Origin of the sequence: Sporosarcina aquimarina (assembly GCF_023715615.1) — a bacterium.
GTDB lineage: Bacteria > Bacillota > Bacilli > Bacillales_A > Planococcaceae > Sporosarcina > Sporosarcina aquimarina_A.
Map to the genome: position 1 here is coordinate 1,350,818 of NZ_JAMBOM010000001.1, position 24,054 is coordinate 1,374,871.

Sequence of the window (24,054 nt, forward strand, 5' to 3'; positions counted from 1 at the left end):
ATAAATAAGTTGTAGAGATAGAGCGGGAGTTTATTGAAAATCAGTAATCCTTTCAAAAATCTATCTCTATTATCGGGTGCAGTTGTAGAAGAATCATCGTGCCTGAAACCGGCCGGTAAGTTTAGAATGGCTTGGTTTTTTCTAGGGATATTAAAAGTTTAATAATGAAAATGTATAGGCTATTCAAGCATGAAGAAATATTATTGAACAGTCGGGGTGATCCTATGGAAATTTATCAATTTAAAAAAGAAATGGGCAAAAAGGTCACACAATTCAGTTCGGATTTTATATTGACACGTATTGCCCTTACTCAGAAAGCAAATATCGGATGTATGCACTTAGAGGAGAACGGAGTAATTGGTTTCCATCAAGCTGTTGTACCTCAGCTTCTTTTGATTGTAAATGGTGGAGGTTTTGTTAGAGGGGAATCAAATGAATTTGTAAAAGTGCAAAGTGGTGAAGCGGTTTTTTGGGAGAAGGATGAATGGCACGAAACCAAAACCGATACTGGCTTAACGGCAATTGTAATACAAAGCGAAAAGTTAGATATTTCATCATTAATGTCTTTACAAAAATAGGGTTTCTTCACCAATAGGGGCGATTCTGGAATAAGGATTATACCGATAAAGGGACTTTATGAAGTATACAAACTGTTGCTTTCCGCTCCAGCCGGCACGCTTTCCGAGGGGCGTGGCTTGAGCCTCCTCGGTCGCGAAAAATGCTCCCTGCGGGGGTCTCAAGGCGCACTCTGATCCCTACGGAGTCGGCCGTCTTTCACTCCAAGCAACGGCGAGTTTTTAATATAAAGCGTCCATTCGCCATTCGGGCCAGTTTTAGTTGAACAAAGACAAGTTTACAGAGAGAATAAGTAAATAGAAATAATGTAAAGTGGGGTTCGGAAATGGAGAAAGTTCTTGAAAAACTAAAGGAATTAGAGTCAGGAGAAGTTGGAATTATTATTTATTCTAATGTAAAACAGGATATACTTTCATCATTAAATAAGGGGTTATTAGTGCCTCTGGCTTCTGCGGCAAAAGTTGCAATTGCCTTTGGTATAACAAAACTGGTTGAAGAAAGACACTATAAATGGACTGACATTGTTGAAGATATAATTTTAAATCCAGAAGAGGATAGTAAAGAGGTGTATCCTCACTTTCAAAGTAGAGACAACTTGGCACTCCAAGAAGCGCTGGAAGTGATGATAGCCTGTCACGATAGTTTTGTTGCAGATAGAATTGTTCAATTTTGTGGTGGATGGGAAATGATTAACAATAAAATAAAATCATATTTTAAAAATATAAATATTACTCAGAATCCAAGGGACATAGATAACCACGGAGAATTGAGTGAGATATTAGAACTTTTACAATTAATATATCAAGGATACAAAACTGATCCTGATTTATGGATTCCAGTTATTAATGGCTTAGTTAGGCAGAGAGGTGATATAGAAGGTATACCAAGCCATTTCTTAAATCATATGTCTGGTGGATTAGATAATGTAGTAGTTTATATTGGAATAATGGGTGAGTTTTCTAAAGATCCATTATTATTTGTTTTGGGTGCAAAGGAGTTACCAAATCGATATAAAGAGAAATTAGCAGATGAAATAATTATTGATGCAATGAAGTTAATTTATGATGAATATTGCAATCAGGAAGTTAAGCTGGAAAATAAAAATCTATCTAATTCATATAGTGGTTATTAAACTAACGGTGGCTTTAGTTGGATTAGAATTTAATTTATTTATCTAAAATTAATCCTGAAAATGAAAGAACTAAAATATGTATGAATGTGGAAGGATAGAAAGATGAAGAAAATTGTATCTAAGAATTTTGTGAATCATGTATATAATCAGGGACAATCAAGTAGAGACAAAACGATTATTGTCTTTCATGGATGGGGTTCAAGTGTTAATAATTATGTTGAACTTGCTCAGTATTTTTCTTCAATTGGTTTTAAAGTCATTGTTCCTGAAATCATCTTTCATGATAGTAGACATAAATTAGAAAATCATTTTCTGAAAGAAGTTACTCAAGAATACTTCTGGAAGACCATTTTCAGAAGTATTGATGATGCTACATTATTATTTCAAGAACTAGGTGTTTCGGAAAAAGATGTGATTCTTATGGGTATTTCTATGGGTGGGTTTATCGCAAATGGAATATACGCTAAAGGTAATAATTTTGCTGGATTAATAAATATTAATGGTTCTGGTTCGTTTCTTTTATCAGAGAATATTTTTAGGGCAAATGATCAACGTCCAGAATTGTCCGATGAAGAAATAGACAAAATAAATATTTATAATCCAATAGGGAAAAATATAAGTAACTCTTCAATATTATTAATGCATGGTGAATTGGATGGAGTTATATCAATTGATGGACAGAAGGACTATTTCGAGTTTTTGAAAAGTTCCGAAACGTCATGTGATGTGGTTTTTAATGTATATGAAAATGTTAACCACTCTCTTACAGAAGAAATGCTTGAAAACCTAAAACAATGGTTAGATGAGAAATACTAAGTTATTTAGGGGCTCTAAAAAACTGTTATGCAACTGGCGGCATTTGATTTTTATAGTAGAACACTTTAGATGATTGGAGTAGACGCCCACCGTAAATCGTCCGACTGGAAAGCAAAACAACGGGTTTAACGTTATTACAGATTCGAGGTAAGTTGTGCAACTTGCACGTGCCTGAAAGGAGCCTGATTCTGTTGATGACTCTTCTTATAATAGTGAACAGGAACTTCAGTGAAATATGATTTTGCAGGTACATGTAAATAACTAAGAAAAACTGAGGTGGTGGAATATGGATATAAACAAAGATAGGTATTTTTTAAAGTTGGCTCTAGTAGAAGCAGAAAAATCCTTGTATGAGAATACATACCCAGTTGGGGCAATTATAGTTGATGATAATCAAAACATAATTGCGAGCGGGCGAAATAAAGTACACACTCATCAGGATGCTACTACCCACGCTGAAATTGATGCTATTCGTAATGCTGGGAAATCAATATTTAAGGCTAAAGTTAACCGTGAAAAACTTACAATGTACACTACATTAGAGCCATGTCCAATGTGCACTGGTGGAATTCTTTTTGCGAAAATAAAAAAAGTTGTATGGTTACTAAATGATGACATGGGGTTTGGTAGTTTTAATAAATTCAAAGATGCGGAAATCTTTGATAGGAAGTTCAGTGAAATTGAATCAATCGAAGAACCTTATGATGATTTAAAAAAGAAACAAAAGGAATTAATGAATAAATGGTTCGCCAATCCTAACTATATTACTAACTTACGAAAGGCTATTGTGCATCAATGAAATATCTGAAACTGGATTTAATATTATTGTCGATATTAAAAATTGCGAGTGTACAAATTTAAAAGTGACAAAAACAGAAGCTTTGGCAGTTATTGATTATCAAACTGAGCTTATGTCTTTATATACAAAAAAGTATGAAGGCGAGTATATAGGTTGGTCTGTGAGAAAAGCTTTTTAGTTAAAAAATCGTTTTTTTATTAACGGGTGCGAATGTTTTGTAGGCAAATGTCTCAATACCGCAAACGGGCCAGATTGTTGAATAACCCTCAAATATAAATATTTGGTAATCAATGTTAAAGTTAATAAAGTTTGTGAAGCAATGCACTTAAACTAATGGGGCAGGATAGTTGAAGAACAAGTTGAATAGAATTTTATTTTTTTATTAGAACCCCAATAAATATTATCTTAATTCAAGGAAGAGGCGTCAATCCAAAAATTGATGGACGTCTTATCTTATTTGTCTGGTTAGAATTGTAGTTCAATTAGAACCTTCAAAAAAGATACTTTTAAAAATTAAAGTAATCTACAATCATTTGTATGATTAAAAGAACTGTTACTAATCTAAGAAGTGGTTTTACATGTTCCGTTTTTAATTTACGAGCTAATCTTACTCCGAACTGTGCACCAATAATAGATCCAAGCATTAATGCTATGGTAAGGGGCCAGAAAATTTTACCCGTTGATATGTAAGTGATGGCAGAACCAAAGCAACTTGCAAAAACCCCAACTCTTGCTAAGCCAACTGCTCGGATATAGGCAATTTTTTGGCTTGCATATAAATACATCGCAAGTGTACTGCTTCCTGGCCCAAACATTCCGTCATACATTCCTATACCAATTAGTGCAGTTCCTGATTTTTTACTTGCATGAAACTGTTCAGTTCCATCAAAATCACCTGTATTCATGAAGGAAGTTACAAATGCAAAGCTTAATAAAATAATTGCAATAAGCGTTAGGGTACTTCCGCTTAAAAAGGAAGCAATGAGTCCACCTAAAATACCTCCTCCAAGACAAAACATTAGGACTAATAATGCTTCTTTTGTGGAAACTTCTTTTCTCTTTAATATGACAAGAAAGCTTGAGAGTGAACTGACAGTATTGGAAACCTTGTTTGCACCGATTGCTGAATGCACGGGTAACCCCATGAGTAACATAGTGGGTAAGCTAATCAGTCCCCCTCCTCCGACCATTGTACCGACTACATTACCTATAATTCCAATCATAAAAAAAACGACAAATTCCATTGAACAACCTACTTTCAAAATTGCATCATAGATTCAGTTTACCACGTATAATATTTGGTATTAACTCTAAATGAAAAAAATTAAAAATTCAATGAACAGAGTGATAAGGTAGAAGAATTCGAATTATTTATAAGTAAATGATATGGAACATAATTTTCAATATTGTGTTTTAATTCAACTAAAGGTTACCGTTTTTTAATAACAATCTTCTACAATAGGGCGCTATTCTTGCACATCACACTCTCGGTTGAGTGGAGTGCAAGACGGCGACTCCTGGAGGATCAGCGTGAGTCTTGAGACCCTGGACAGAGCGAAGCGAAGGAAGCGGCTCAAGCCACGCCCTCAGGAAAGCGTCCGTCTGGAACGGAAATCAACGGCTTTACACCGTTCCAGAATAGAGGGCGTTTAAAGTATAAGAGATAGCCTATATTCGGATCAGATTATAGCGGCATAAGAGTAGGAGGAAGATATTTGGATTTTGTGAACATTGAGGGCTTCCCTGATGCCGAGGTACTAAAACAGATTTTAATTCTGCATGAAGATATTTTTAAAGACGCTCATACACTAGTTAGCAAAGCTCAAAGTAAACCGAAAATACTATTTACAATCGGATTAGAAAGAGGAGAAGTTGTAGGGTATAAAATTGGTTATGAGCTTAACTCTGACTGCTATTATAGCTGGCTTGGTGGCGTGAATGAAAATCATAGAAATAAGGGCATCGCTTCCAAGCTAATGTATCAACAACATCTGTACTTAAAAGAAAAAGGGTATAAGAGCGTACAAACTAAAACAAAAAACAATTGGCGAAATATGCTCATTTTAAACATTAGGAATGGGTTTAATGTGATTGGGACGTATACAGATAATAGCGATGAATTGAAAATAATACTCGAAAAAAGTTTATGAAGATATTCTACATAAGGGGCAATAGTTGGAAAGCAATACTTATCAAATTAGCCTAAATGTTGTAGATAAACATCTCTAAGTAGTTAAAGAAAAAAGATTCCAACCTTCGAAAGAAAGCAGGAATCTTTATAGTTTAATTATTTTTATTTCGAATTTCTTTCTGGATTTTACGAAGTGCTTTTTTCGAACCTCGCTCAATATCATGATTTTGTTTTCTAGTATAGTAATCAATGAATAAAGTGTCTAAATCATAGCCCTCTGGATATAACTCTTCTGCTTTTAACTCTAGTACCAAGCGTTTTTCATTTACTTCAAGAAATTGTTTTTGATAATACACAGTAACGTTATTGTAATTATCTTTTTCTTTATACACTATTCCAAAGTCATCCTGGTCCAGCAGTTTTACACGGTCTCCTTTTTGATAATCGATAATATTTTCAATTTTTTCAACCACTGTTTTTGGTCTTAGGATTTTGCTTTCATGTAACCGTTCCAAGCGATACTCTTTGTTTTCCATATAATCTACTGCTCTTTTTAAAACATTTTCCGGTACATTCATCTTTCTAGAGATCCATAAAGCGTTACTGTCTCCAGACTGTCCGATGAGCAGTTTAAATAAAGGCTCTAATGTTTCATGATTAAATTGCATGGCAGCGTTCATAAAATCACTATGCATTTCGGAAAAACGTTTTATTTCTCCATAATGAGTTGTTGCGACGGTAATACACCCTTTAAGATAAAACTCTTCTAGGAGGGAGATTGCTAATGCTGCTCCTTCATTTGGTTCTGTCCCACTGCCAATCTCGTCGAATAATAACAAGGTATTGTTGTTTACTGATCGAAGTATCTCAGATAAGTTCTTCATGTGAGAAGAGAACGTACTAAGTGCATTTTCTAAACTCTGATTGTCACCAATATCTACAAACATGCGCTCAAATACTGCAATTTCGGTTTCTTTCGAAGCAGTAATGTGGAACCCAGACATAGTTGCCAAAGTAACAAGACCAATTGTCTTCAGCACAATTGTTTTCCCTCCTGCATTAGGTCCAGTTATGATTAAGCTCCGATAACTGCTCCCAATCTGAAAATGAAGTGGTATAACATGATCCGATAGTAATGGATGCTTGCAATTTATTAATTTTATCTTCCCAATATCATTTATGTGTGGCTCAATTCCATCCACATTTTTGCTATATTTTGCTTTAGCAAAAATCATATCGTACTGGGCTATAAGCTCAATATTAATAGTAATGGCCTCAAGGTTTTCATTCACTAGCCCTGTTAACGTAGCAAGTATTTGATATTCCAACATTGCCTCTTCGGATTTTAATGTTGCTAATTCAACACTTAATTTTGCCGCTATACTGGGTTCTATAAAGACTGTCGAACCTTTAGATGATACTTCAATTATAGAACCCTGTACTTGATTTTTGTACGAGGATTTTATTGGTATTGTATAGCGATCATTCTTGATACTAATTATGAACTCCTGGATATAGTTTCTATTTTCACTACTGTTTAGAAATTTATTTAATCGTTCCTTTATTTTTTGTTCAGTTGATTGGATATGATGATGAACACGTTTGAGTTCTTTATTGGCATCCGAGTCAATCTGATTATTTTTTATAGAAAAGTTAATTTCCTCTTCTACCGCCATGAATTCTGTCATGGATTTAGCATAGGATGACAAGGTCGGAGCAAAAAATTCTTTACCTGACATGAAAACTTTTATTTTTCTGCAACCTCTTAAAAAATCAGAAATACTTAAAAGTTCTGATGGAGTTAAAATTATACCCTTTTCCAATTTGTCAATTGTGTGTTCCATGTTGGTAACACCCATGAAAGGTACATTTCCTCCTGCATCCAGAATGGCACGTGCTTCAGATGTTTCGGTTAATCGATGCTTGACTATTTTTAAGTTGGAACTTGGAATTAATTTATCAAATAATTGTTTGCCCAGTCCGCTAACGCAATAAGATTTTATTATCTCTTTGAGTTCATTGTACTGTAATTTTTCAAAAGTACTCTCATTCATGATATCATTCTCCTCCATGTGATTAATAGATCAGCAATGAAGAAACCTATCGGCAAAATTTCAATGAGTTGCACATAAATATAAAAAAGCTGCGGTAGATACCGCAGCTTACGCTTACAATGCAAAAGTAATATACATAAATAAAACCATCAATAACGATAGTTTTAATCATGAAGTGATGCACTTTTTTGTAAAGTATGGTAGGTATCTTCATAAGTGGAAATAAGTCCACAACAAATAAGGGGGTGAAAATAACTGAAATCCCCTGTTGTTAAAACTTCCTTATTTCCTATAAAATTCTCTTATTTAGAAACTACCGCACTCACAAACTTCACCTCTTGTAAAATAATTGATATGCTCATTGAAATCGACTTTACAGGTTTATTATACTTAGTGAGTAGGGATATGTAAAGAAGGTCAAATATCCTGTAACAATCTTACAAACATGAGGGTGATTCTAGTATTCAGCATTTTTTCCTATTCTTTAACTAGGAGAAGAAACAAGAAAAAGAGATAAATTAAATGTTAGATGAAAGGGAGTTTTTTTAATGATACAGGCTTTACTAGTGATTGATGCACAACAAGAGCTCATTAATGGTAATGAAAAAGAGAAGGGCGTCTTTAATAAGACTACACTCCTGGATACTATCAATTCAGTGGTGAAAAAAGCAATAGCATCGGATAGTTTGGTTGTTTTCATAAGAGATAAAGATGTTGCACAAGGCAGTGGTAAGGGCTTTGAGATTCATTCTGATATTCATATACCTTCTGAATCTAAGGTATTTGATAAAGAGGCAACCAATTCATTTTATGGAACTCCGTTATTGGATTTTTTACAAGATAACATGATTGAGCATCTCGTTATTTTGGGCTGCAAGACAGAGCATTGTATAGATACCGCAGTTCGAACGGCAACGGTAAGTGGATTTGATGTCACCTTAGTAGGAGATGGCCATTCAACAACGGATTCTCAATCTCTTACTGCTGAGCAAATCATAGCACATCATAATGAAGCTCTTCATGGACATTATAACGTTGATAATTTTTCAATGGTTAGAAATGCAAGTGAAGATTTGTTTAGTCCAAATCACAATGATTACCGATGAACGTTATTTAGAACATTGTCATCAGTTGGGCGAGAACCAAGGTCTCCATAATTGTATATAGGATGCAGATGCCCTTCAAGGGAAGATTGTAGTACAGGATTTGTATGGAGCGATTGAGCCTGGAAAAGATTCGAAATGGGAATTCTCTGTGCAGATTAGGGAAGACGGATACTATGGGAAATTGGATTTCAAACCACTCGACGATACGAAGCTCTGGTCGGGAGCGCAGTTTACTTGACTTCCAGTGGGACGTATTGTATTGAATTGGATCGGGAGAATTTCCATATGGACATTGAGTAAGCCGCTTCAGAGTAAAAAGAGGCAGTCGAGAATGCAGTAGAAAAAGGGCACAAAGCAGATCCGTATTAAGAACTAAAAATAAGGACCCTCACGCATTCATAGAATGTGTGGGGGTTATTTGTTAGAGAGTGATTGTGCAAAAAATATTATTAAATGCCTAACAAATACTTTTGAGAATCAGAATAGTAGAGTCGAATGCTGTAATCAGATGTAGTAGTTAGATAGTGGTATGATGTCAGCTCGGTAAAATTTAATTTGTAAAAATGGGAATTTTAGTGGTTTTTAATGACTTTTATCGGTATTATAAACTGAATACATAGTTTTTTGTAATAGCACGGAGGGGGAATGCAATTAATGGAGTTAGAGTTAGCAGATGGTATTACATTGGTTCTACCACCTATACTTATTACAATTATCGGAATTATAGTTATTATACTTTTAGTAAAGTGGAGTAAGGAGGTAGAAACACGACGTTTTCAATTTTCTTGTATTTCTTAGTTACCTCTTTCATTGCTCCGATTTATTCTCAAAGTACAAAAAATGGAGTTTTTGAGCTATGGATTCCTTTGGGGTTTATAGTTGTTTTAGTTTATTTAAATGGTAGTAAAAGGTATCATCCATCTAAAATGAAAGCGAGTATATTAGGACTTTGCATTGCATTGTATCAATTGGTCCTTCAATATGTCGGGTAGTTTTACTGTTTAAAAAAAGATACGGTTCTGTAAACTAGTTGCGATATAGTTGGTCCACTAATTTAATTAACTAAATGAATTAGTGTGAGTATGAAACAGGTCATTACAATTTAGAAAAGATCATTTAAAAGCTTAAAAACATGAGTTGTCCCAAAACAGACTAAGCAAAGTTAGGAGGAGAAAATGTGATTTGGGTTCTTTTGCTCTTATATGCTATTTTTATTTATTACTTCATTCTCAAGAGTGATTCTCAAACCAATACGAAAATATTTTCTGCACTTTCAGGAGTTTTTTTGATACTGATGCTCACTCCATTGTGGAGCGATAGTCTTTTTATGAGTTTCATAAATATAAGCTTATTTTTTCCATTTGTGTTTGGTTTTCTAGGTATAATATTGGGATGGTTTGGGATAAAAGGTGGAGTTAGAGGGGTCTTATTATTTTCAAACATCTTAGCGATGGTCTTTTATCTTATCGTATTTCTCATAGGTACAGTAGGATTTCAGCAACCATAACTTAGTAGACTTTTTTTGATCCTAAACTTGATGTTATTGTTAAATAATAGCATCATTTTGATCTAGCTATTTTATTGTGGGAATGCTAACTGAGTAAGAGGCTATTATAATAATTTTAATAATAGGAGAGTCTATGTTTTATAGGAGAAAATTTTACATTGTAAAAAATGAATTTGTCGAGAACTTTAATACTCATTTTAACAAAACGAACTTACCAACCCAACTTAAATACGGTTCACGTTTATTAGGACGGTGGATGAACAAAAATGACAACGACACTGTCGAGATTTTCGCTATATGGGAATATGACAGTTATGAGGATTATTTAGAAATTGAAGATAAGGTGAGAAGTGACATGTCTCATGTTGAGCGTGTGAAAGACTGGTATGAAAAGGACGGTGGGAAGGAGAAAGTCCTTAAGGAGTATATTTTGCAGGTGAAAAATGAAGCTATAGAAACGACTATAGAAAATCAGGTGTGACATAGAATTCAATATCCCGAGATGCGTACAGTCATGGGATGAAGGCTTTGCTCACTAGCGGTTTGTTTCGAGAAATTACTTTAAGCATGTTGAGGTGACTGTGTTGTTTGTAAAAGGGTTAAACCATTTCTTATTTTCCGTGTCTGATTTAGAACACTCTATAAAGTTTTATCAAAATATATTTGATGCAAAGTTATTGGTTAAAGGAAGAAATACTGCTTATTTTGATTTGAATGGTATGTGGTTGGCACTTAATTTGGAGAAGGACATTCCACGAAATGAAATTAGCCAATCTTACACGCACGTTGCTTTTTCAGTTGATAAGAAAGACTTTGATGGCCTATATAACAAGTTAGAGAAATTAGGGGTGAAAATTTTAACGGGGCGATCAAGAGATGAAAGGGACGAAAAATCTATTTATTTTACTGATCCTGACGGGCATAAATTTGAATTTCATACCGGTACTTTGCAGGATAGAATCGATTATTATAAGAAGGATAAACCGCATATGGAGTTTTATACTTAAAGATTTCTTTCATAGTAGGGTGTGATACCTATTCATGAGAATGCGCTTGATTAGCATAAGGGGCATTCAGCCAGTGACGAACTTATTTAATAGCTAGCATAGAGTGGAGGAAAAGTGTGAATATAAAACAATCTTTTTTTACTATATTTATATTCTCTTTGTTGTTTATTTTGGGATGTGCTTCATCCTCAAGCTCGGACTGGAATGTAAATTTTGTTGTTTGGGAGAGCTATATGTATGAAACTACTGAAGAGTATGTTAGTGAAATAGATAAAGAAATTGGTCATGTTACTAAGTATTTGGACACGGAGGGGACATACTCTGGAAACTTTTCGAATACGTACAAAAAGGGAACGGCGTACTACTCAATACAAGGAATAAATACTAATGAAGCCATAGCTATTAAAGAAAAGGATGGACGTTTTAAAAAGGCAATTAGAACTGGAAAATATAATTGAATGCTGACTAACCAGTACCAAAAATTTAGAACGAGATTGTAGGTTAACGTCATATAAAGATTCTATATCCATGACCTCAAACTGGAAGAGAATGAAATTAATTCAGTTTATAAGAACACATTGAATATAATTGGAGCCTTAATTGAAATGCTACGCTCTCTCTATGTTATTGATGTAGATAAAGATCTTATTAGGAAGTACTCTGGATATCTCAACGAATAACTTACGTATTAAAGCTCGCTGCATAAAAGTAGTGACGCGACTAAGGAGGTAGTTGGGAAATAGGTAAAGTTGCAATTAGCGATGGATCAAGTGATGTATCTGTACGATTTTAGCCATCATCTAGCAAGAGTGAGTTAATTTTTTTGCTCATTTTTAGCTACAAAGAGTTTCCGCCTTTTTGATGTGAGGGGTGGGAGCTTTTTGTTTTTCTAAAAACAGAATTATTCACGTACATATTAAAGAATGATTAATTTTTTTAATTCTACCCTTAAATATATCAATTACATCTGTTCTGTTAGTTGAATATATATGATAAGATATTGATAAAGTTAGGAGAGGGATATATGGCTTACCCAATTATCACGAATTGCCCTGTTTGCAGTAAAGTGTTAAAAATTACGAAGTTACAGTGTACGCATTGCCAGACAACAATTGAAAACGAATTTGAATTATCCAAGTTTGCAACCCTAAGTCAAGAACAGCTATATTTTGTTGAAATTTTCCTTAAAAGCCGCGGGAATATAAAAGAAGTGGAAAAAGAATTAGGTGTTTCTTATCCAACTGTAAGAGGTAAGTTAAACGAAGTTGTTTCTGCTCTTGGGTTTGCTGACAAGAAAAGCGATCTAGATGACAAGAACGTAATCGATATGCTTGATAAAGGTGAAATCTCTCTTGATGAAGCATTACAAACAATAAAGAAAAAATAAAAGGGGGAACTGGAAAATGAATGAAGAAATTGCAAAGGTGCTATCTATGGTTCAAGAGGGGAAGCTTAATACCGAGGATGCGAGTGAACTCATTCAAGCATTAAAGGAAAAAGATAGGACAACAGGTACGGTTAAAGAATCGAACTACTTGGATAAAATGTTGAAAGTTCGCGTCACCTCTGAAGAAGGCGATAAGGTGACTGTAAACTTACCATTGCGACTCATCAATGTTGCGTTAAAAACAGGTCTTAACATTGCTTCTGCAATACCTGAATCCGCAAAGTACGTAAAAGATATCGATGTTCTTGATGTGGACTTGATTTTAAAAGCGATTGAAGAAGAATTGTCAGGTCAAATTGTCGATGTCGAAAGTCAAAATGGCGACAAAGTCTCCGTCATTATAGAGTGATCTCATGTTAAAAGTTAAAGTGAAACAAAAAGAAAAAGTGGAATTCACTGTTCCATTGCCGTATCTTCTTTTACATGCCGGTGGTTGGGTTGCATCTTCGCCTTTACTTTGGAAATTTGTAAACAGTACTTTTATCCAGAAGAATATAGATGAACATGCAAAGTCGTTTATTCCCGTATCAATTGATCGTAAAGAGGTTAAGAATTTATTGAGAGAAGTCAAAAAGTATCGCGGATTAACTATCGTTGAAGTAAAAGATAAGGACGGAACGGAAGTTGTTGTAAAGTTATAAAAGACGGGTCGTATTTGGAAAAACAGATGAGATTCAAGGGATGTCAATTTCAATATAAATCGTCTTAGCAGATCGTTTTGATGGGTTCGGTCACCGCAAGTTCTGGCCAGATTTTGCAATGTCGATGAGAGATAATGGGCTAGATAAAATTATTGGACAGGTAAGGAATTGGCTGCCGGAGAGGAATAAAATTCAATTCACAGGTTAAAAAGGAGATTCAAACCGTTTACCGAATTCAATACTATAGTTGGCAAAGAATTTTTTCTAGAGGAGTTGCATGATAAATGAATCGTATCAATCTTATAGCATTAGGGGTAAGAGACATTCGAAAATCTTTGAATTTTTATAAGGAGATTGGGTTTGAAGCATCTGTGGTGGGCGATGAAGAAAAGCCGGTCATTGTTTTCTTTAAAAATGAAGGATCTAGACTTGAGCTGTTTCCATTGGAGGAACTAGCAAAAGATATTAACGTGGAGAATCCACCTGCCCTATCTACTGGAGGATTTCCAGGGTTTACGCTAGCTTATAATGGAAAATCTGCAGCTGAAGTAGATGACATATTTAAAAAGGTAAAGGACGTAGGAGCTCACGTCGTTAAACACCCCCAACCTCTTTCTTGGGGAGGTTATGGAGGGTACTTTGTGGACCCGGATGGCTATTATTGGGAAGTTGCATATGGAGCTGATTGGCAGTTCGATGAGAATAATATGTTGATGATTTAATATAGTGTTGAAAATATAGCTATTTAAATAATATCAATAGAACGCTTAATAAAACCTTTCAGCTAAAAATAGAACTATTGGGAATGTTTAGCTGAAAGGTATTTCATTCACTGACTCAAATATGGTAAATTGGAATTAAGTCATAATTCTGAGGGGGGAGTAGTGGTGAAAGAAAACTTAAAGTTAGCTCTAATCGTTTCACTGTTTAGTTTAATTGGGTTGCCTATATTTTTTCTCATCCTTTCAATAACTACAGGAAATTGGAAATTCTTCTTATTCAGCTTAGCACCCGCACTCACTGCTGGTTTGAGTGGACTTCTTTTGACACTTCAGCGAATTCGACAAACTAAGCAAGTAAACATACGCTGATAATAGGAAATGTGAATTTAGAAGGTCGGTTTTAAGAATGAATCGTGAGCTGAAAATAAAAGGATGAACATAAATGGATAGTTTTTTAGGTAAACTGATAATAGCTGTTGTTTTATGCATGGGTATGTTCTATTTGCTAGACAGCCTATTGCGTCGCTATTTAAAACTAGAAAAAGTAAATTTTTTCAAGAATAACTATGTGAATGATAAACATCAAAAAATTGATTGGATTCTGCGATTTGTTTTGATTTTAGGTTATCTATTGGTGACTATTATCATGTCATCAGGAGAAAAGAAGACCACAACTATCTTTATCATTTTTGTTTCTTTTTCGTTACTCAATGCAGTCGTGTTGGAGTTAGTAAGAGCCTATTTGCAGAAAAAGTACGCTGAGCACAAAAATGAGTATATCCCAACCCTTATTCAATTGTGCCTACTGATTATAGTGGTCCCTACTCTCCTTTATACAAAATTTTTTGGATGGTTTGACTAAGGTTGTGTCAGGCATTAAATCTTATGTAAAACTTGCTAAATGACCATAGTCCAGAAAACATAATAAAAGAACTTCCTGATATATTTCCGGGAAGTTCTTTTTCTATGCCTAAAATTTGACAAGTATGCAGACTTTCAATGCCGCGCAACATAAGTGCCACCTACAAAATCGTGGATTCCTCTCTTGTCTTCACGAAAAATGATCATTCCAGCACTGACAAGTATCGAAACACCCAATGTGAGTGTGCCAATCAAATAATAACCGACGATTTCTCTCATGAACATATTGGATAACGTGACATTTCCTTGGTCCACTCGCTTCACTTGGATGTGGCACATGCGTTTCCCGATGACATATCCACTCCAAATAATAGGGATGACCATCAAATAGAGAGTATAGATTGACTGCCAGGCAATTCCGTTTGCAAAACTAAAAGAAAAGGAGCCTGTGACTAAATAAATACCCGAAGCTATAATTGTTGCGAGTATCACAAAATCCAGAAAACTAGCTGCCAATCTGATTCCCAGTCCTGCACGATTTGCATAAACCATTTCATCCTTCCCTTCAGAAGAGTTGTTCTCAAAATTACCAAATATCTAATTGTACTATCCAAATAATCTGATAGAATTGAAATTAGGATAATTTTGGCGGAATTTTCAAGTTGTTAGAATTATACCATGACTGTTCATGTGATTTGTATTTTAAATGAAACTGGATATAGGATCATACGTATATGTGTTTAAATTGGAATTAGATAGAAAAGTTCATGTAGTTATTCAAAGGAGAGAACGGTTTTGCGAACTACAATTATTTTTGTGCGGCATGCTCATTCAACCTATACCCCCGATGAATTAGGACGGCCACTGTCTAGTAAAGGTTTTTCTGATGCAGTCAAAATGAGCGAAGTGCTTAAGAACGAACCCATTGATGTTGTCATTTCTAGTCCATACAAAAGGGCAGTTCAAACGGTGGAGGCAATTGCCGAGTTTATTGATCAGAAAGTTATTATAGACAAAGGTTTTATGGAACGAAAATTGTCTGATGAACCTGTTGAAGATTTTGATTTTGCAATTAAGAAAGTGTGGCAGAATCCTAGCTTTTCCTGGAATGGAGGAGAGTCGAATGAGATTGCGCAACTACGCGGAGTTGAGGCAACTCTTAAGGTGCTCGACTTGTATGAAGGTAATAACATCTTAATCGGGACTCATGGCAATATCATGGTACTCATTATGAAGTATTTTGATGACCACTATGACTTCAGTTTTTGGAAAAATCTTGAGATGCCAGATGCATATAGAATGGTTTTTGAAAATAAGAAGATAATAGAAGTGAAGCGACTATTATGGAAAAGTGATGGAGGACTCCTCGGTAAAGCACAAGTTCATATAGGACCTAAAATTCCGTGGAGGTGAGTATGTGAAAATTATTTTTCAAGCAATCGTTGCCTCTCTTGTAATACATGTCATTTACATAGTAGGAATGCTATCATCTGGGTTTATCAAGACGCTTATCTATAAACCAGATATTGAAACGGCCTGGAAGAAAATTGATATTATTCAAAGTGAAGTTGCATTTGGAGTGACTTTTTCTCCATACATAATCGTACTGTCTTTTGTTAGTGGAACATTGGTTTGCTGGTGTTTCCTTTTATTCATCCAAAAAAACGCAGGAGTTATTCAGGGAAATTAAAATTCTGAGCGTGCATTACAGGATGTTATCGCCCGATAGGTCAGATGAATGATCATTAACGAATCAACAAAATGAAGGACATATATCCCCGAATAGCAGTCTGAAAAGGCATTCCGTGATTTCTGAAGGGGGAGATAGATGTGGATTATTCATATTTTCTACCGTTTGCAATAGTGTTAGGTTTTAACTTAGTCCTATTATTGACTGAATATGTTACGAGAAAATTGCTGAAAACTGAAAGGAAGAGATTTTGGTTCAATCAGTATGTAAATAACAAACACTTCAAAATCGAATGGGTTCTAAAAGGACTTTTGTTGGCAGGATTAGTTGTGATGAGCTATATCTTTCTTTCAACTAACGCGCCAATAGATACTTGGTTCACACTTTTCCTCTCTTATATGTTGTTTATGAATATTGTGAATGAGTCGGTTACTGCATATATGGAAAAAAAGTACGCAAAGAGTAAAAATCAATATATTGCGACACTCTTTGAACTAGTGGTAATCTCAATTTTACTGCTCTCAATAATAGTCATGAATCTGTTTGGATTGCTTCCTTAATTTGTTAATGATTGGTGTAGAAACATACAAAGAAACATGGAATAGAAAATGAGTAATCTTCATGTGGAATTAGAACGCTTTCAAGTCATCGCAGGTAAAGAAGAAAAAGCACGGGAATGGATGGAATTCTTGACGACACATTTAGAAGAGTTGAAGAAAACACTTCCTGCAGAAAAAATGTATGTAGAATTCATTTTTGAAGAAACAATTGAAGGAGTTATGTACTTGTATTGGGTTTCCTATCAGGGCATGCCGTCCGAGGGTGTTGTGTTTTCAAATAATTTTATCGATAAGAAGCATTTGGAGTACTGGAATGAATGTATCGACCCCTTCTATCCAGAGAGTATTTTGAAAACAAATGTCGTCATGATGCAACATACAATTAGAAAGAAGATGAAATAATCAACGGATACATTGAGGTGGGTGGAGTTCCATAAACAACCACTTTTATGAAATAAATAACTAAGGTTTAGAATGGTCATTACTATTAAATTGAGTTAAAGGAGTGGAGTATATGATTTTTGTACCAGTCGGGATTGGTCTTATTCTTGGATATTTACTATTTTCATTTGTATATATCCTTACAAAAAGAAGCGAAAAGCGTTATATTGCGTCAGTCATTACAGCACTTGCAGGTATTGCTATTATTGTCGCTAGTATTCTATTGATTGGCGGATTTGAAGGAATGGGATTTGGCATCATAGGTATAGGATTTTTGGTCATTGCGATAGCTGGACTATTTGTTTTTCTTTTCAAGCCTGTAGATCATCACGCTTCACATCAATTGTCAGTTAAAGACAAACGTAATCTAATGGGAATACCAGCTTTTTTTGTCATAGTTGTGGTCTTCACGTTTTTCATAAGTTAAGGATGATATTAGTCAACTTAGCATCTTAGTGTAAGGAGCTAAATTCATGAATTATGATCAAGAACTTAAGAAAATTATATCAAATGACGATGTATTTCTATCAGTATTGCGAGCAGTAGAGGAATTACATCTACCTGATGCTTGGGTTTGCGCAGGTTATCTCCGTAACAAAATTTGGGATGTGCTAGATGATATTTCAACGCCTATTAATGATATCGATGTCATTTACTTTGATGGAGATGATACAAGCACTGGTATAGAAAAGAAACTAGAAAAACAACTAAAAGCAGTTTTGCCTGCTCTACCATGGTCTGTAAAAAATCAAGCAAGGATGCACGAGAAAAATGGTTTACTTCCCTATTATTCGTCTTTTGACGGGGTCTCAAATTTCCCTGAAACACCAACAGCTGTTGCAATCCGATTAAAAAATAATGAGCTAGAAGTTATGGCCCCATTTGGATTGAGTGATTTGTTCTCCAAATATGTTAGACCCACACCTAGTTATGCTGAAAATAGTCAGCTCTATGCGGTATATCATGATAGAGTGAGTCAAAAATGTTGGGAGGAAATATGGAGTGATGTCATTATAGAAAGGTAAATTAATTAATGTGTGTGGTAGAAGTGAATGCATTAGATATGGAAGAATATCTGGGAGTTAGACAAATAGCTTCAACAGCAAATGTAAGATGCTGAAGACAGGTATCCAAATGATTGGGAAAGAAGCAGAATCAACATGTCCTTTTTCTCAGCAGGTTAAGAAAGCATTAAACTATTCAGTTGATGAATGTCTATATTCTTATCTTGGTTGACTTCTCTAGTTCAAGTTTAAATTTATCAGAGGAAAGGGAGAAAACGTTATTTTGGAATGGATGCTATGTATCTTGTAGTACCATTCAAGATGTTGGATTTTTTAAGGAGGAGATTAGATTGTTTCCTATACTAGAAACAGAAAGAATTCGATTGAGAGAAATTAAGAAAGAGGATGCTAATCGCATTTTCTCGTATTTTTCTTCTGATGAGGTCACTCGTTATTATGGACAAGATTCCTTTCAAAAAATTGAAGACGCTGAAAACTTAATTGAGCTTTTTCATAAAAACTATAGTGAAAAAAGAGGAATACGCTGGGGGATTGAGTGTAAACTGACAAATGAACTTATAGGTACGATTGGTTTTCATCTTTGGTCCCCAAGACATAAACGCGCAGAAATAGGTTACGAGCTGCATCCTGATCAATGGGGAAATGGATATGCACAAGAAGTGGTAGCTGAGGTTCTTTCATATGGCTTTACTGTCATGGAACTTACTCGAATAGGAGCAGTTGTATTCATAGAAAACGATGCTTCTAACAAATTGTTGTTAAAACTAGGATTTGAGAGAGAAGGTATTTTGAAAAGCTATATGTATCAAGATGGTGTTGCTCATGATACTTATATTTATTCTTTAATAAAAAGTAAAACTCTATAAAATTGAAGGTGATAAATTATGCAGGTTCGAAAAATGAAAGCGAATGAAAAACCTCCAATGGACTTATTATTGTTGGCAGATCCTTCTATAGATAAGATTGAAGAATATGTGGAGAATGGAGATTGTTTCGTAGCAGAGAGTGAACAACGGATTATTGGTGCCTATGTATTGTTGCGAACAAATTCTGATAATGTTGAGCTAATGAATGTGGCCGTAGCAGAAGATTTGCAAGGGAATGGAATCGGTAAGGAATTAGTGCTGGATGCTATTCAAGTGGCTGAAAACGAAGGATACACGACACTTCATGTTGCTACAGGTAATTCAAGCATTGGGCAGTTGGCACTTTATCAAAAGTGTGGATTTCGGATAGTTGGTGTAGATCACGACCATTTTATCGTTCATTATCCGGAAGAAATTTTTGAGAATGGCATCCAATGCAGGGATCGCATTCTGATGACACGAAGTTTATAAAATATATTGACTAAAACCAATAAGTTCGTGGTGTTATAGGTAGAAGATAGGTGAAAAAGGTGTGGTTAGGTGGTTGTATCCATATTATTAATCTTGTTATTTACAGGATTGGGGACGCTCTTTATCAAAGGAAAAGGGGCGGATCTTATTGCTGGGTATAACACGATGGCAGAGGAAGAAAAAGCAACTTACGATACAATTGGATTATGTAAGTTTATGGGGAAGATGATGTTTGCTCTCTCTTTTAGTATGGTGTTCTGGATCATGAGTGACATTCTTAATACGCCTTGGCTCCTGTACTTTGGTCTGGTGCTATTTGTAGGCATTATAGTTTTCATGATTATCTTTACGAATACAGGTGAAAGATTTAGAAATAAGAGTCCTTCATGAGAGCAGCAACTCAAGGTTCGAATGCAAGACACGAGTACTAGAAACAGGTTGAATAGAAAGGGGACTTCGTGTGAACAAATCTGAAGGAGAGTTGAGAACATGTGACAAGGGACATCAGTATTATAAGAAAAGTGACTGTCCAACTTGTCCAATGTGTGAAAAGGAAGGGAAACCAGAAAGCGGCTTTCTCTCACAACTATCAGCACCTGCCAGACGTGCTTTAGAGAATAACGGGATTCATTCTCTTGAGATTCTGGCTACGTATACGGAGAAAGAACTCTTACAACTTCATGGTCTAGGACCGGCTTCAATTCCTAAACTATTGGCAGCACTGAAAGAACAAGGGATGTATTTAAAGCATGAGTGATTCTTGGATTTAGTTGATATCGAGGAGGTAATGGCTATCATTTTAGGATTAGTTAGAGGTGAAATCCAGCTTGTGGACCCTCAAGTTGGATGGAAAGAGGAATTTCTAAAGACACAGCAGCAAATCCACGAGGCAACTGGACTGGCTCTCAACCGGATTGAACATATCGGTAGCACTTCGATTAACGGGATCAAAGCAAAGCCAATGATCGATATCGCGCTTGGCGTGGATGACATCCACCATGTACCTGTTGACTTGTTAAAGAGTTTGAAATCCATTCAGTTTTACCGTCTCCAAGTCGTTCTAGAAAATGAGGTAGTTCTCGCGAAGTTTTTGGATAATGGAAAATTAGATACGAAAACACATATTATTCATCTCGTAGAATACAAAGGTCAGAAGTGGAATGACCTCTTATCATTTAGAGATCAGCTGAATGCATCGGATTTGTTAGCACAGGAATACGAGGCGCTGAAGCTAAGTTATTTGTTGACAGGTAACAAAGATATGAATGACTATACATTGTATAAAGAGGATTTTGTCAAACGTACAGTGAGTAGAAACAACACTACTGATTCATAAAACTGGATGTACTCAGAAGGAGGACGACTACGGATTATGAACTCGATCATATCGGAATCGCTGTCAGAAGTATTGAAGAAGCGCTTCCATTCTATCTAGATATTTTGAATGGATCATTGGAGGATCAGTACACGAGTGATGTGCCGGGGGTTGAAGTGCGTGTAGCGGTTGTACAAACTAACGGACAAACCATTGAACTGCTTGAACCGACAAATCGAGATTCACCGATTGCGCGGTTTATTAGGCAAAAGGGGAAAGGTGTTCATCATATTGCATATCGTGTTGACGATTTAGACAAAGCAATTCTGGATGCAAAAGAAAAAGGCATCCGTTTTCTTGAGGACACTTTACGCACGAACGTACGGGGACGACGACTCGTCTACTTAAATCCAGCCTCTACAGAGGGGACATTATTCGAGCTTTGTAGCTATCCTCAAGAGTAATGCCTCAATAGTTTTCAATGCAAAAAAACAGAGACAAGTTATCTCTGTTTTTTCTTTTGTCTGCATGGAGCTCAAACTTATTGAACAGTAATTTTTCCATTATCTGATCTTAGTCGGATTTTGTGATGACCTGCTCCAAACTCCGTACGTGAGTTGTTTTCTCCAAACACGTCTACACGCCCGTGAGCGGTTTTTGTTTGAATACTAACATTTGTAGGCTTTTCTTCAGTTTGAATCAGTATGCTACCGTTGTCTGTTTGCATATCAATGTTGCGATCTAGACTATTGGTAAGCAGTGTAATTCGTCCGTTGTCGGTTTCGCCAATGATGTTTCCGTTTACGTGACTCAGCTCAATTCGTCCGTTATCTGTTTCTACTCCAATTGCATCTGCATCGACATGACGCATTTCGATACGACCATTATCGGTTTTTGCGATGATCCGATCAGATTGTGTATTCGTTACTTCAATCCGGCCGTTATCCGTTTTTGACTCTAGTAAACGAGTGGCAATCTCTCGTAATTGAATCCGCCCATTATCGGAATATACTCGAAGTGATTGACTTAGTAACTTTTCTGCGGAGATTCTGCCGTTGTCCGTTTTCAAGGAAATGGAATCATACAGTTTCTTAGGTATAGAAACTTTCAATAGTACACTTTTCATTGAAAAGCTGAACATCATAAATCGTGGGCGAAGACTCTTCAGCTTAACAACTAGTGCATTCCCATTTACTTCAGCGGACAATTTCAACTTATCGTTACTTCCTTCCAGTTCTATTGTTGTGACATGATCTTCAGAAGGGAACAAGAGCAGAACTCCATGTTGAACGTCAATGGAAATATCTTTGAAACTATCATCTTGGAGGCGAATGACTTCAGTAGTAGCATCTGTTTGAACTACTTTACTTGGTTCAGGGTAAGATGCGAGCAGTTCATTGGCAATTGATATAGGGGGTCCTAAAGACCCTGTAATTTCATCATCTGATTTTCCGTCTTCACGACCATCAACAAAGTATTCTCGGATGTCTTGTACGATGTCCTGACGCTCTTCTAAAGGGAGCCGGCTCAACAATCCTTCAAGTTCCGTAATGTATTGTTTTTCAGTCATTTTTGATACCCTCCTTGATAAGTGTGTTGACGCCTTGAGAAAAATGCTTCCATTCATTTAGTTGTTCATGTAAATATTCACGTCCTGTGTCCGTCAACTTGTAGTATTTTCGTGGCGGACCTTCTGTAGACTCTTTTAGATATGTCGTGAAATATCCTTCTTTAGTTAATCGTCGTAACAAGGGGTAGACGGAACCTTCTGAAATCGCAATTTGATTTGAAATTTTTTGTACCAATTCATAGCCATAGCGATCCTGTTTGTCGAGAAGTACTAGCACGCAAAGGTTTAAGACACCTTTCTTAAACTGGATGTTCACAAATGTTTCCCACCTTTCGCTACCATTTAATGAACAGTACTAATTTAAACAAAGTACCATTACTAATAGAATATCATGTAGTATTGTTCATTGCAAGGTACTGTCATATTTTTTTAAGTTACCTGGGATATCCTATACCGATTGGCTGTTCTGTAAACCACTATGTAGTTTTGTTCGTAATGATTTATGAATATGTTAGAGCTCCATAAACTATTAAATTTATGAATAGGCTGAGTCCCATTGTCATTACAACCAATGGGGCTCAGCCTGTTATTTGCTTAGCAATCGTTTTTGTGATGATGGTGGTCATTGTTATTAGAAGCAAAAGAAGCACCGATGATGATAAGTAGAATGAAAAGTACAACTAGTAGCGCAAAACCGCCTCCGTTACCTCGACCTCCGTAATTTCCACATTGAGGACCGTAACCTCCGTATCCGCCATAGCCGCAAGGATCACATCCATAACCCATAGTATTCACCTCCTCAAACGTCCAGCTTAAAAGAGTAGTCATAAGCAGTTCGAGTAAATGGTTATCAGATCCGCTCATACCACCTCCACGTTGCCTATGTTGATAGAGTATGCAGGCTGCATATCAGTGACAGGGACATTCACACAATTCGTTTCTATTTGGGTGTTGTCCCTTTCGCAGAATCGAATGTGTTCATATACTGCTAGAGGGTGACTAAGATAGGAGGGTGAAAAATGGCGAAGGAAAACATGTATCAGATGTGCAACCGTCATAGAGGGAAAGCAGTGATGATTCGTACAAAAGATGGCAAGGAACACCGCGGGATCATCCATCATGTGGATAATCGACAAGTATATTTGCAGCCAATGAATGGTGGAAGAAATTTAGGTGGATTCGGCTATGGATATGGTGGTTATGGATATCGAGGTAGAGGTTTTGGATTAGGTATCGCGTTAGGTGCAATTGCCACGCTAGCGGTACTCCCTTTCTTTTTTTGGTGATGATGGACTAGGAAGGCAGCACTGAGTAACA

Annotated in this window: 36 protein-coding genes; 30 read left to right on the forward strand and 6 right to left on the reverse strand. The window is 35.9% G+C overall.

Annotated elements, in window-relative coordinates:
• Nucleotides 1–224: 224 nt before the first annotated feature.
• The 4 genes from M3197_RS06470 to M3197_RS06485 all read left to right on the forward strand — a co-directional run bounded on the left by M3197_RS06470 (nt 225) and on the right by M3197_RS06485 (nt 3,323).
• The gene (locus tag M3197_RS06470) at nt 225–578 is read left to right on the forward strand and encodes a cupin (RefSeq protein ID WP_251659767.1); all 354 of its coding nucleotides are present in this window, start codon (nt 225–227) and stop codon (nt 576–578) included.
• 323 nt (nt 579–901) lie between these two features.
• Entirely contained in the window at nt 902–1,708 is an 807-nt protein-coding gene (locus M3197_RS06475) for a serine hydrolase (RefSeq protein ID WP_251659770.1), read from the forward strand.
• Between the two features lie 102 nt (nt 1,709–1,810).
• Nucleotides 1,811–2,524, forward strand: coding sequence for an alpha/beta hydrolase (locus M3197_RS06480; RefSeq protein WP_251659772.1), 714 nt, complete (start codon nt 1,811–1,813; stop codon nt 2,522–2,524).
• 286 nt (nt 2,525–2,810) lie between these two features.
• Nucleotides 2,811–3,323 carry a nucleoside deaminase gene (locus M3197_RS06485; protein ID WP_251659774.1) on the forward strand — a complete coding sequence of 171 codons (513 nt, stop codon included), beginning with the start codon at nt 2,811–2,813 and terminating at the stop codon, nt 3,321–3,323.
• A gap of 506 nt (nt 3,324–3,829) precedes the next feature.
• Here M3197_RS06485 and M3197_RS06490 read toward each other — a convergent pair.
• On the reverse strand, nt 3,830–4,567 hold the full coding sequence (locus tag M3197_RS06490) for a sulfite exporter TauE/SafE family protein (protein ID WP_251659776.1): 738 nt from the start codon (nt 4,565–4,567) through the stop codon (nt 3,830–3,832).
• Between the two features lie 480 nt (nt 4,568–5,047).
• On the opposite strand from M3197_RS06490, the gene M3197_RS06495 reads away from it, so the two are divergent.
• A complete protein-coding gene (locus M3197_RS06495) occupies nt 5,048–5,473 on the forward strand; it encodes a GNAT family N-acetyltransferase (protein ID WP_349774102.1) in 426 nt (141 codons plus the stop codon).
• A gap of 133 nt (nt 5,474–5,606) precedes the next feature.
• On the opposite strand, the gene M3197_RS06500 is transcribed toward M3197_RS06495, so the two are convergent.
• Nucleotides 5,607–7,508 carry an endonuclease MutS2 gene (locus M3197_RS06500; RefSeq protein ID WP_251659780.1) on the reverse strand — a complete coding sequence of 634 codons (1,902 nt, stop codon included), beginning with the start codon at nt 7,506–7,508 and terminating at the stop codon, nt 5,607–5,609.
• 548 nt (nt 7,509–8,056) lie between these two features.
• Here M3197_RS06500 and M3197_RS06505 point away from each other — a divergent pair.
• From M3197_RS06505 to M3197_RS06565, 12 genes are all read left to right on the forward strand, one after another.
• Nucleotides 8,057–8,614 (forward strand): isochorismatase family protein, encoded by a 558-nt coding sequence (locus M3197_RS06505; protein ID WP_251659782.1) that lies wholly within the window; start codon nt 8,057–8,059, stop codon nt 8,612–8,614.
• Between the two features lie 100 nt (nt 8,615–8,714).
• Nucleotides 8,715–8,852 carry a catalase gene (locus M3197_RS06510; RefSeq protein ID WP_285851132.1) on the forward strand — a complete coding sequence of 46 codons (138 nt, stop codon included), beginning with the start codon at nt 8,715–8,717 and terminating at the stop codon, nt 8,850–8,852.
• A 939-nt stretch (nt 8,853–9,791) separates the two neighbouring features.
• Nucleotides 9,792–10,121 (forward strand): hypothetical protein, encoded by a 330-nt coding sequence (locus M3197_RS06520; protein WP_251659784.1) that lies wholly within the window; start codon nt 9,792–9,794, stop codon nt 10,119–10,121.
• Between the two features lie 133 nt (nt 10,122–10,254).
• Nucleotides 10,255–10,602, forward strand: coding sequence for an NIPSNAP family protein (locus tag M3197_RS06525; RefSeq protein ID WP_251659786.1), 348 nt, complete (start codon nt 10,255–10,257; stop codon nt 10,600–10,602).
• A 103-nt stretch (nt 10,603–10,705) separates the two neighbouring features.
• Nucleotides 10,706–11,128, forward strand: coding sequence for a FosM family fosfomycin resistance protein (gene fosM, locus M3197_RS06530; RefSeq protein ID WP_251660131.1), 423 nt, complete (start codon nt 10,706–10,708; stop codon nt 11,126–11,128).
• A 116-nt stretch (nt 11,129–11,244) separates the two neighbouring features.
• Entirely contained in the window at nt 11,245–11,586 is a 342-nt protein-coding gene (locus M3197_RS06535) for a hypothetical protein (RefSeq protein WP_251659788.1), read from the forward strand.
• A gap of 566 nt (nt 11,587–12,152) precedes the next feature.
• The gene (locus M3197_RS06540; protein ID WP_251659790.1) at nt 12,153–12,515 is read left to right on the forward strand and encodes a DUF2089 domain-containing protein; all 363 of its coding nucleotides are present in this window, start codon (nt 12,153–12,155) and stop codon (nt 12,513–12,515) included.
• Nucleotides 12,516–12,531: 16 nt separating this feature from the next.
• The gene (locus tag M3197_RS06545; protein ID WP_251659792.1) at nt 12,532–12,924 is read left to right on the forward strand and encodes an SHOCT-like domain-containing protein; all 393 of its coding nucleotides are present in this window, start codon (nt 12,532–12,534) and stop codon (nt 12,922–12,924) included.
• 4 nt (nt 12,925–12,928) lie between these two features.
• On the forward strand, nt 12,929–13,216 hold the full coding sequence (locus M3197_RS06550; protein ID WP_251659794.1) for a hypothetical protein: 288 nt from the start codon (nt 12,929–12,931) through the stop codon (nt 13,214–13,216).
• Between the two features lie 284 nt (nt 13,217–13,500).
• Nucleotides 13,501–13,938, forward strand: coding sequence for a VOC family protein (locus M3197_RS06555; RefSeq protein WP_251659796.1), 438 nt, complete (start codon nt 13,501–13,503; stop codon nt 13,936–13,938).
• A 165-nt stretch (nt 13,939–14,103) separates the two neighbouring features.
• Complete coding sequence (locus M3197_RS06560) at nt 14,104–14,307, forward strand: hypothetical protein (RefSeq protein ID WP_251659798.1); 204 nt, start codon at nt 14,104–14,106, stop codon at nt 14,305–14,307.
• A gap of 73 nt (nt 14,308–14,380) precedes the next feature.
• Nucleotides 14,381–14,800, forward strand: coding sequence for a DUF4181 domain-containing protein (locus tag M3197_RS06565; RefSeq protein WP_251659800.1), 420 nt, complete (start codon nt 14,381–14,383; stop codon nt 14,798–14,800).
• Between the two features lie 134 nt (nt 14,801–14,934).
• Here M3197_RS06565 and M3197_RS06570 read toward each other — a convergent pair whose 3' ends face one another.
• Nucleotides 14,935–15,351, reverse strand: a complete 417-nt coding sequence (locus M3197_RS06570) for an RDD family protein (protein WP_251659803.1) — start codon at nt 15,349–15,351, stop codon at nt 14,935–14,937.
• Between the two features lie 243 nt (nt 15,352–15,594).
• Between M3197_RS06570 and M3197_RS06575 the strand changes: the two genes are divergently transcribed.
• The 12 genes from M3197_RS06575 to M3197_RS06630 all read left to right on the forward strand — a co-directional run bounded on the left by M3197_RS06575 (nt 15,595) and on the right by M3197_RS06630 (nt 21,631).
• Nucleotides 15,595–16,212 carry a histidine phosphatase family protein gene (locus M3197_RS06575; RefSeq protein ID WP_251659805.1) on the forward strand — a complete coding sequence of 206 codons (618 nt, stop codon included), beginning with the start codon at nt 15,595–15,597 and terminating at the stop codon, nt 16,210–16,212.
• A gap of 4 nt (nt 16,213–16,216) precedes the next feature.
• A complete protein-coding gene (locus M3197_RS06580; RefSeq protein WP_251659807.1) occupies nt 16,217–16,489 on the forward strand; it encodes a hypothetical protein in 273 nt (90 codons plus the stop codon).
• A gap of 140 nt (nt 16,490–16,629) precedes the next feature.
• A complete protein-coding gene (locus M3197_RS06585; protein WP_251659810.1) occupies nt 16,630–17,049 on the forward strand; it encodes a DUF4181 domain-containing protein in 420 nt (139 codons plus the stop codon).
• A 48-nt stretch (nt 17,050–17,097) separates the two neighbouring features.
• Nucleotides 17,098–17,451, forward strand: a complete 354-nt coding sequence (locus M3197_RS06590; protein WP_251659812.1) for a DUF6176 family protein — start codon at nt 17,098–17,100, stop codon at nt 17,449–17,451.
• 112 nt (nt 17,452–17,563) lie between these two features.
• A complete protein-coding gene (locus tag M3197_RS06595) occupies nt 17,564–17,917 on the forward strand; it encodes a YesK family protein (RefSeq protein ID WP_251659814.1) in 354 nt (117 codons plus the stop codon).
• A gap of 46 nt (nt 17,918–17,963) precedes the next feature.
• Nucleotides 17,964–18,515, forward strand: coding sequence for a nucleotidyltransferase family protein (locus M3197_RS06600; protein ID WP_251659816.1), 552 nt, complete (start codon nt 17,964–17,966; stop codon nt 18,513–18,515).
• Nucleotides 18,516–18,844: 329 nt separating this feature from the next.
• Nucleotides 18,845–19,381: a GNAT family N-acetyltransferase gene (locus M3197_RS06605; protein ID WP_251659817.1), complete on the forward strand. Its 537-nt coding sequence runs from the start codon at nt 18,845–18,847 to the stop codon at nt 19,379–19,381.
• An 18-nt stretch (nt 19,382–19,399) separates the two neighbouring features.
• Nucleotides 19,400–19,852 carry a GNAT family N-acetyltransferase gene (locus tag M3197_RS06610; RefSeq protein ID WP_251659819.1) on the forward strand — a complete coding sequence of 151 codons (453 nt, stop codon included), beginning with the start codon at nt 19,400–19,402 and terminating at the stop codon, nt 19,850–19,852.
• 69 nt (nt 19,853–19,921) lie between these two features.
• Nucleotides 19,922–20,242, forward strand: a complete 321-nt coding sequence (locus M3197_RS06615; RefSeq protein ID WP_251659821.1) for a DUF3784 domain-containing protein — start codon at nt 19,922–19,924, stop codon at nt 20,240–20,242.
• Nucleotides 20,243–20,312: 70 nt separating this feature from the next.
• A complete protein-coding gene (locus M3197_RS06620) occupies nt 20,313–20,609 on the forward strand; it encodes an RNA polymerase alpha subunit C-terminal domain-containing protein (RefSeq protein WP_251659823.1) in 297 nt (98 codons plus the stop codon).
• A gap of 3 nt (nt 20,610–20,612) precedes the next feature.
• Entirely contained in the window at nt 20,613–21,188 is a 576-nt protein-coding gene (locus M3197_RS06625; RefSeq protein ID WP_251659825.1) for a GrpB family protein, read from the forward strand.
• A 2-nt stretch (nt 21,189–21,190) separates the two neighbouring features.
• Nucleotides 21,191–21,631, forward strand: a complete 441-nt coding sequence (locus M3197_RS06630) for a VOC family protein (protein ID WP_251660133.1) — start codon at nt 21,191–21,193, stop codon at nt 21,629–21,631.
• A 77-nt stretch (nt 21,632–21,708) separates the two neighbouring features.
• Here the strand turns inward: M3197_RS06630 and M3197_RS06635 are convergent, their stop codons facing one another.
• From M3197_RS06635 to M3197_RS06645, 3 genes are all read right to left on the reverse strand, one after another.
• The gene (locus M3197_RS06635; protein WP_251659827.1) at nt 21,709–22,737 is read right to left on the reverse strand and encodes a DUF4097 family beta strand repeat-containing protein; all 1,029 of its coding nucleotides are present in this window, start codon (nt 22,735–22,737) and stop codon (nt 21,709–21,711) included.
• On the reverse strand, nt 22,730–23,053 hold the full coding sequence (locus M3197_RS06640; RefSeq protein ID WP_251659829.1) for a PadR family transcriptional regulator: 324 nt from the start codon (nt 23,051–23,053) through the stop codon (nt 22,730–22,732). Before M3197_RS06640 ends, M3197_RS06635 begins: the two co-directional genes overlap by 8 nt.
• Before the next feature lie 278 nt (nt 23,054–23,331).
• A complete protein-coding gene (locus M3197_RS06645; protein WP_251659831.1) occupies nt 23,332–23,523 on the reverse strand; it encodes a YjcZ family sporulation protein in 192 nt (63 codons plus the stop codon).
• A 233-nt stretch (nt 23,524–23,756) separates the two neighbouring features.
• Here M3197_RS06645 and M3197_RS06650 point away from each other — a divergent pair, with 233 nt between their 5' ends.
• Complete coding sequence (locus tag M3197_RS06650; protein WP_251659833.1) at nt 23,757–24,023, forward strand: hypothetical protein; 267 nt, start codon at nt 23,757–23,759, stop codon at nt 24,021–24,023.
• Nucleotides 24,024–24,054: the final 31 nt, after the last annotated feature.

Coding starts and splice junctions, on each gene's coding strand:
- M3197_RS06480 (WP_251659772.1), top strand. CDS start 1,811: ATGAAGAAAATTGTATCTAAGAATTTTGTGAATCATGTATATAATCAG.
- M3197_RS06475 (WP_251659770.1), top strand. CDS start 902: ATGGAGAAAGTTCTTGAAAAACTAAAGGAATTAGAGTCAGGAGAAGTT.
- M3197_RS06540 (WP_251659790.1), top strand. CDS start 12,153: ATGGCTTACCCAATTATCACGAATTGCCCTGTTTGCAGTAAAGTGTTA.
- M3197_RS06635 (WP_251659827.1), bottom strand. CDS start 22,737: ATGACTGAAAAACAATACATTACGGAACTTGAAGGATTGTTGAGCCGG.
- M3197_RS06650 (WP_251659833.1), top strand. CDS start 23,757: ATGGCGAAGGAAAACATGTATCAGATGTGCAACCGTCATAGAGGGAAA.
- M3197_RS06565 (WP_251659800.1), top strand. CDS start 14,381: ATGGATAGTTTTTTAGGTAAACTGATAATAGCTGTTGTTTTATGCATG.
- M3197_RS06595 (WP_251659814.1), top strand. CDS start 17,564: ATGATTTTTGTACCAGTCGGGATTGGTCTTATTCTTGGATATTTACTA.
- M3197_RS06610 (WP_251659819.1), top strand. CDS start 19,400: ATGCAGGTTCGAAAAATGAAAGCGAATGAAAAACCTCCAATGGACTTA.
- M3197_RS06505 (WP_251659782.1), top strand. CDS start 8,057: ATGATACAGGCTTTACTAGTGATTGATGCACAACAAGAGCTCATTAAT.
- M3197_RS06590 (WP_251659812.1), top strand. CDS start 17,098: ATGAGTAATCTTCATGTGGAATTAGAACGCTTTCAAGTCATCGCAGGT.
- M3197_RS06570 (WP_251659803.1), bottom strand. CDS start 15,351: ATGGTTTATGCAAATCGTGCAGGACTGGGAATCAGATTGGCAGCTAGT.
- M3197_RS06645 (WP_251659831.1), bottom strand. CDS start 23,523: ATGGGTTATGGATGTGATCCTTGCGGCTATGGCGGATACGGAGGTTAC.
- M3197_RS06500 (WP_251659780.1), bottom strand. CDS start 7,508: ATGAATGAGAGTACTTTTGAAAAATTACAGTACAATGAACTCAAAGAG.
- M3197_RS06550 (WP_251659794.1), top strand. CDS start 12,929: ATGTTAAAAGTTAAAGTGAAACAAAAAGAAAAAGTGGAATTCACTGTT.
- M3197_RS06485 (WP_251659774.1), top strand. CDS start 2,811: ATGGATATAAACAAAGATAGGTATTTTTTAAAGTTGGCTCTAGTAGAA.
- M3197_RS06555 (WP_251659796.1), top strand. CDS start 13,501: ATGAATCGTATCAATCTTATAGCATTAGGGGTAAGAGACATTCGAAAA.
- M3197_RS06525 (WP_251659786.1), top strand. CDS start 10,255: ATGTTTTATAGGAGAAAATTTTACATTGTAAAAAATGAATTTGTCGAG.
- M3197_RS06490 (WP_251659776.1), bottom strand. CDS start 4,567: ATGGAATTTGTCGTTTTTTTTATGATTGGAATTATAGGTAATGTAGTC.
- M3197_RS06470 (WP_251659767.1), top strand. CDS start 225: ATGGAAATTTATCAATTTAAAAAAGAAATGGGCAAAAAGGTCACACAA.
- M3197_RS06600 (WP_251659816.1), top strand. CDS start 17,964: ATGAATTATGATCAAGAACTTAAGAAAATTATATCAAATGACGATGTA.
- M3197_RS06545 (WP_251659792.1), top strand. CDS start 12,532: ATGAATGAAGAAATTGCAAAGGTGCTATCTATGGTTCAAGAGGGGAAG.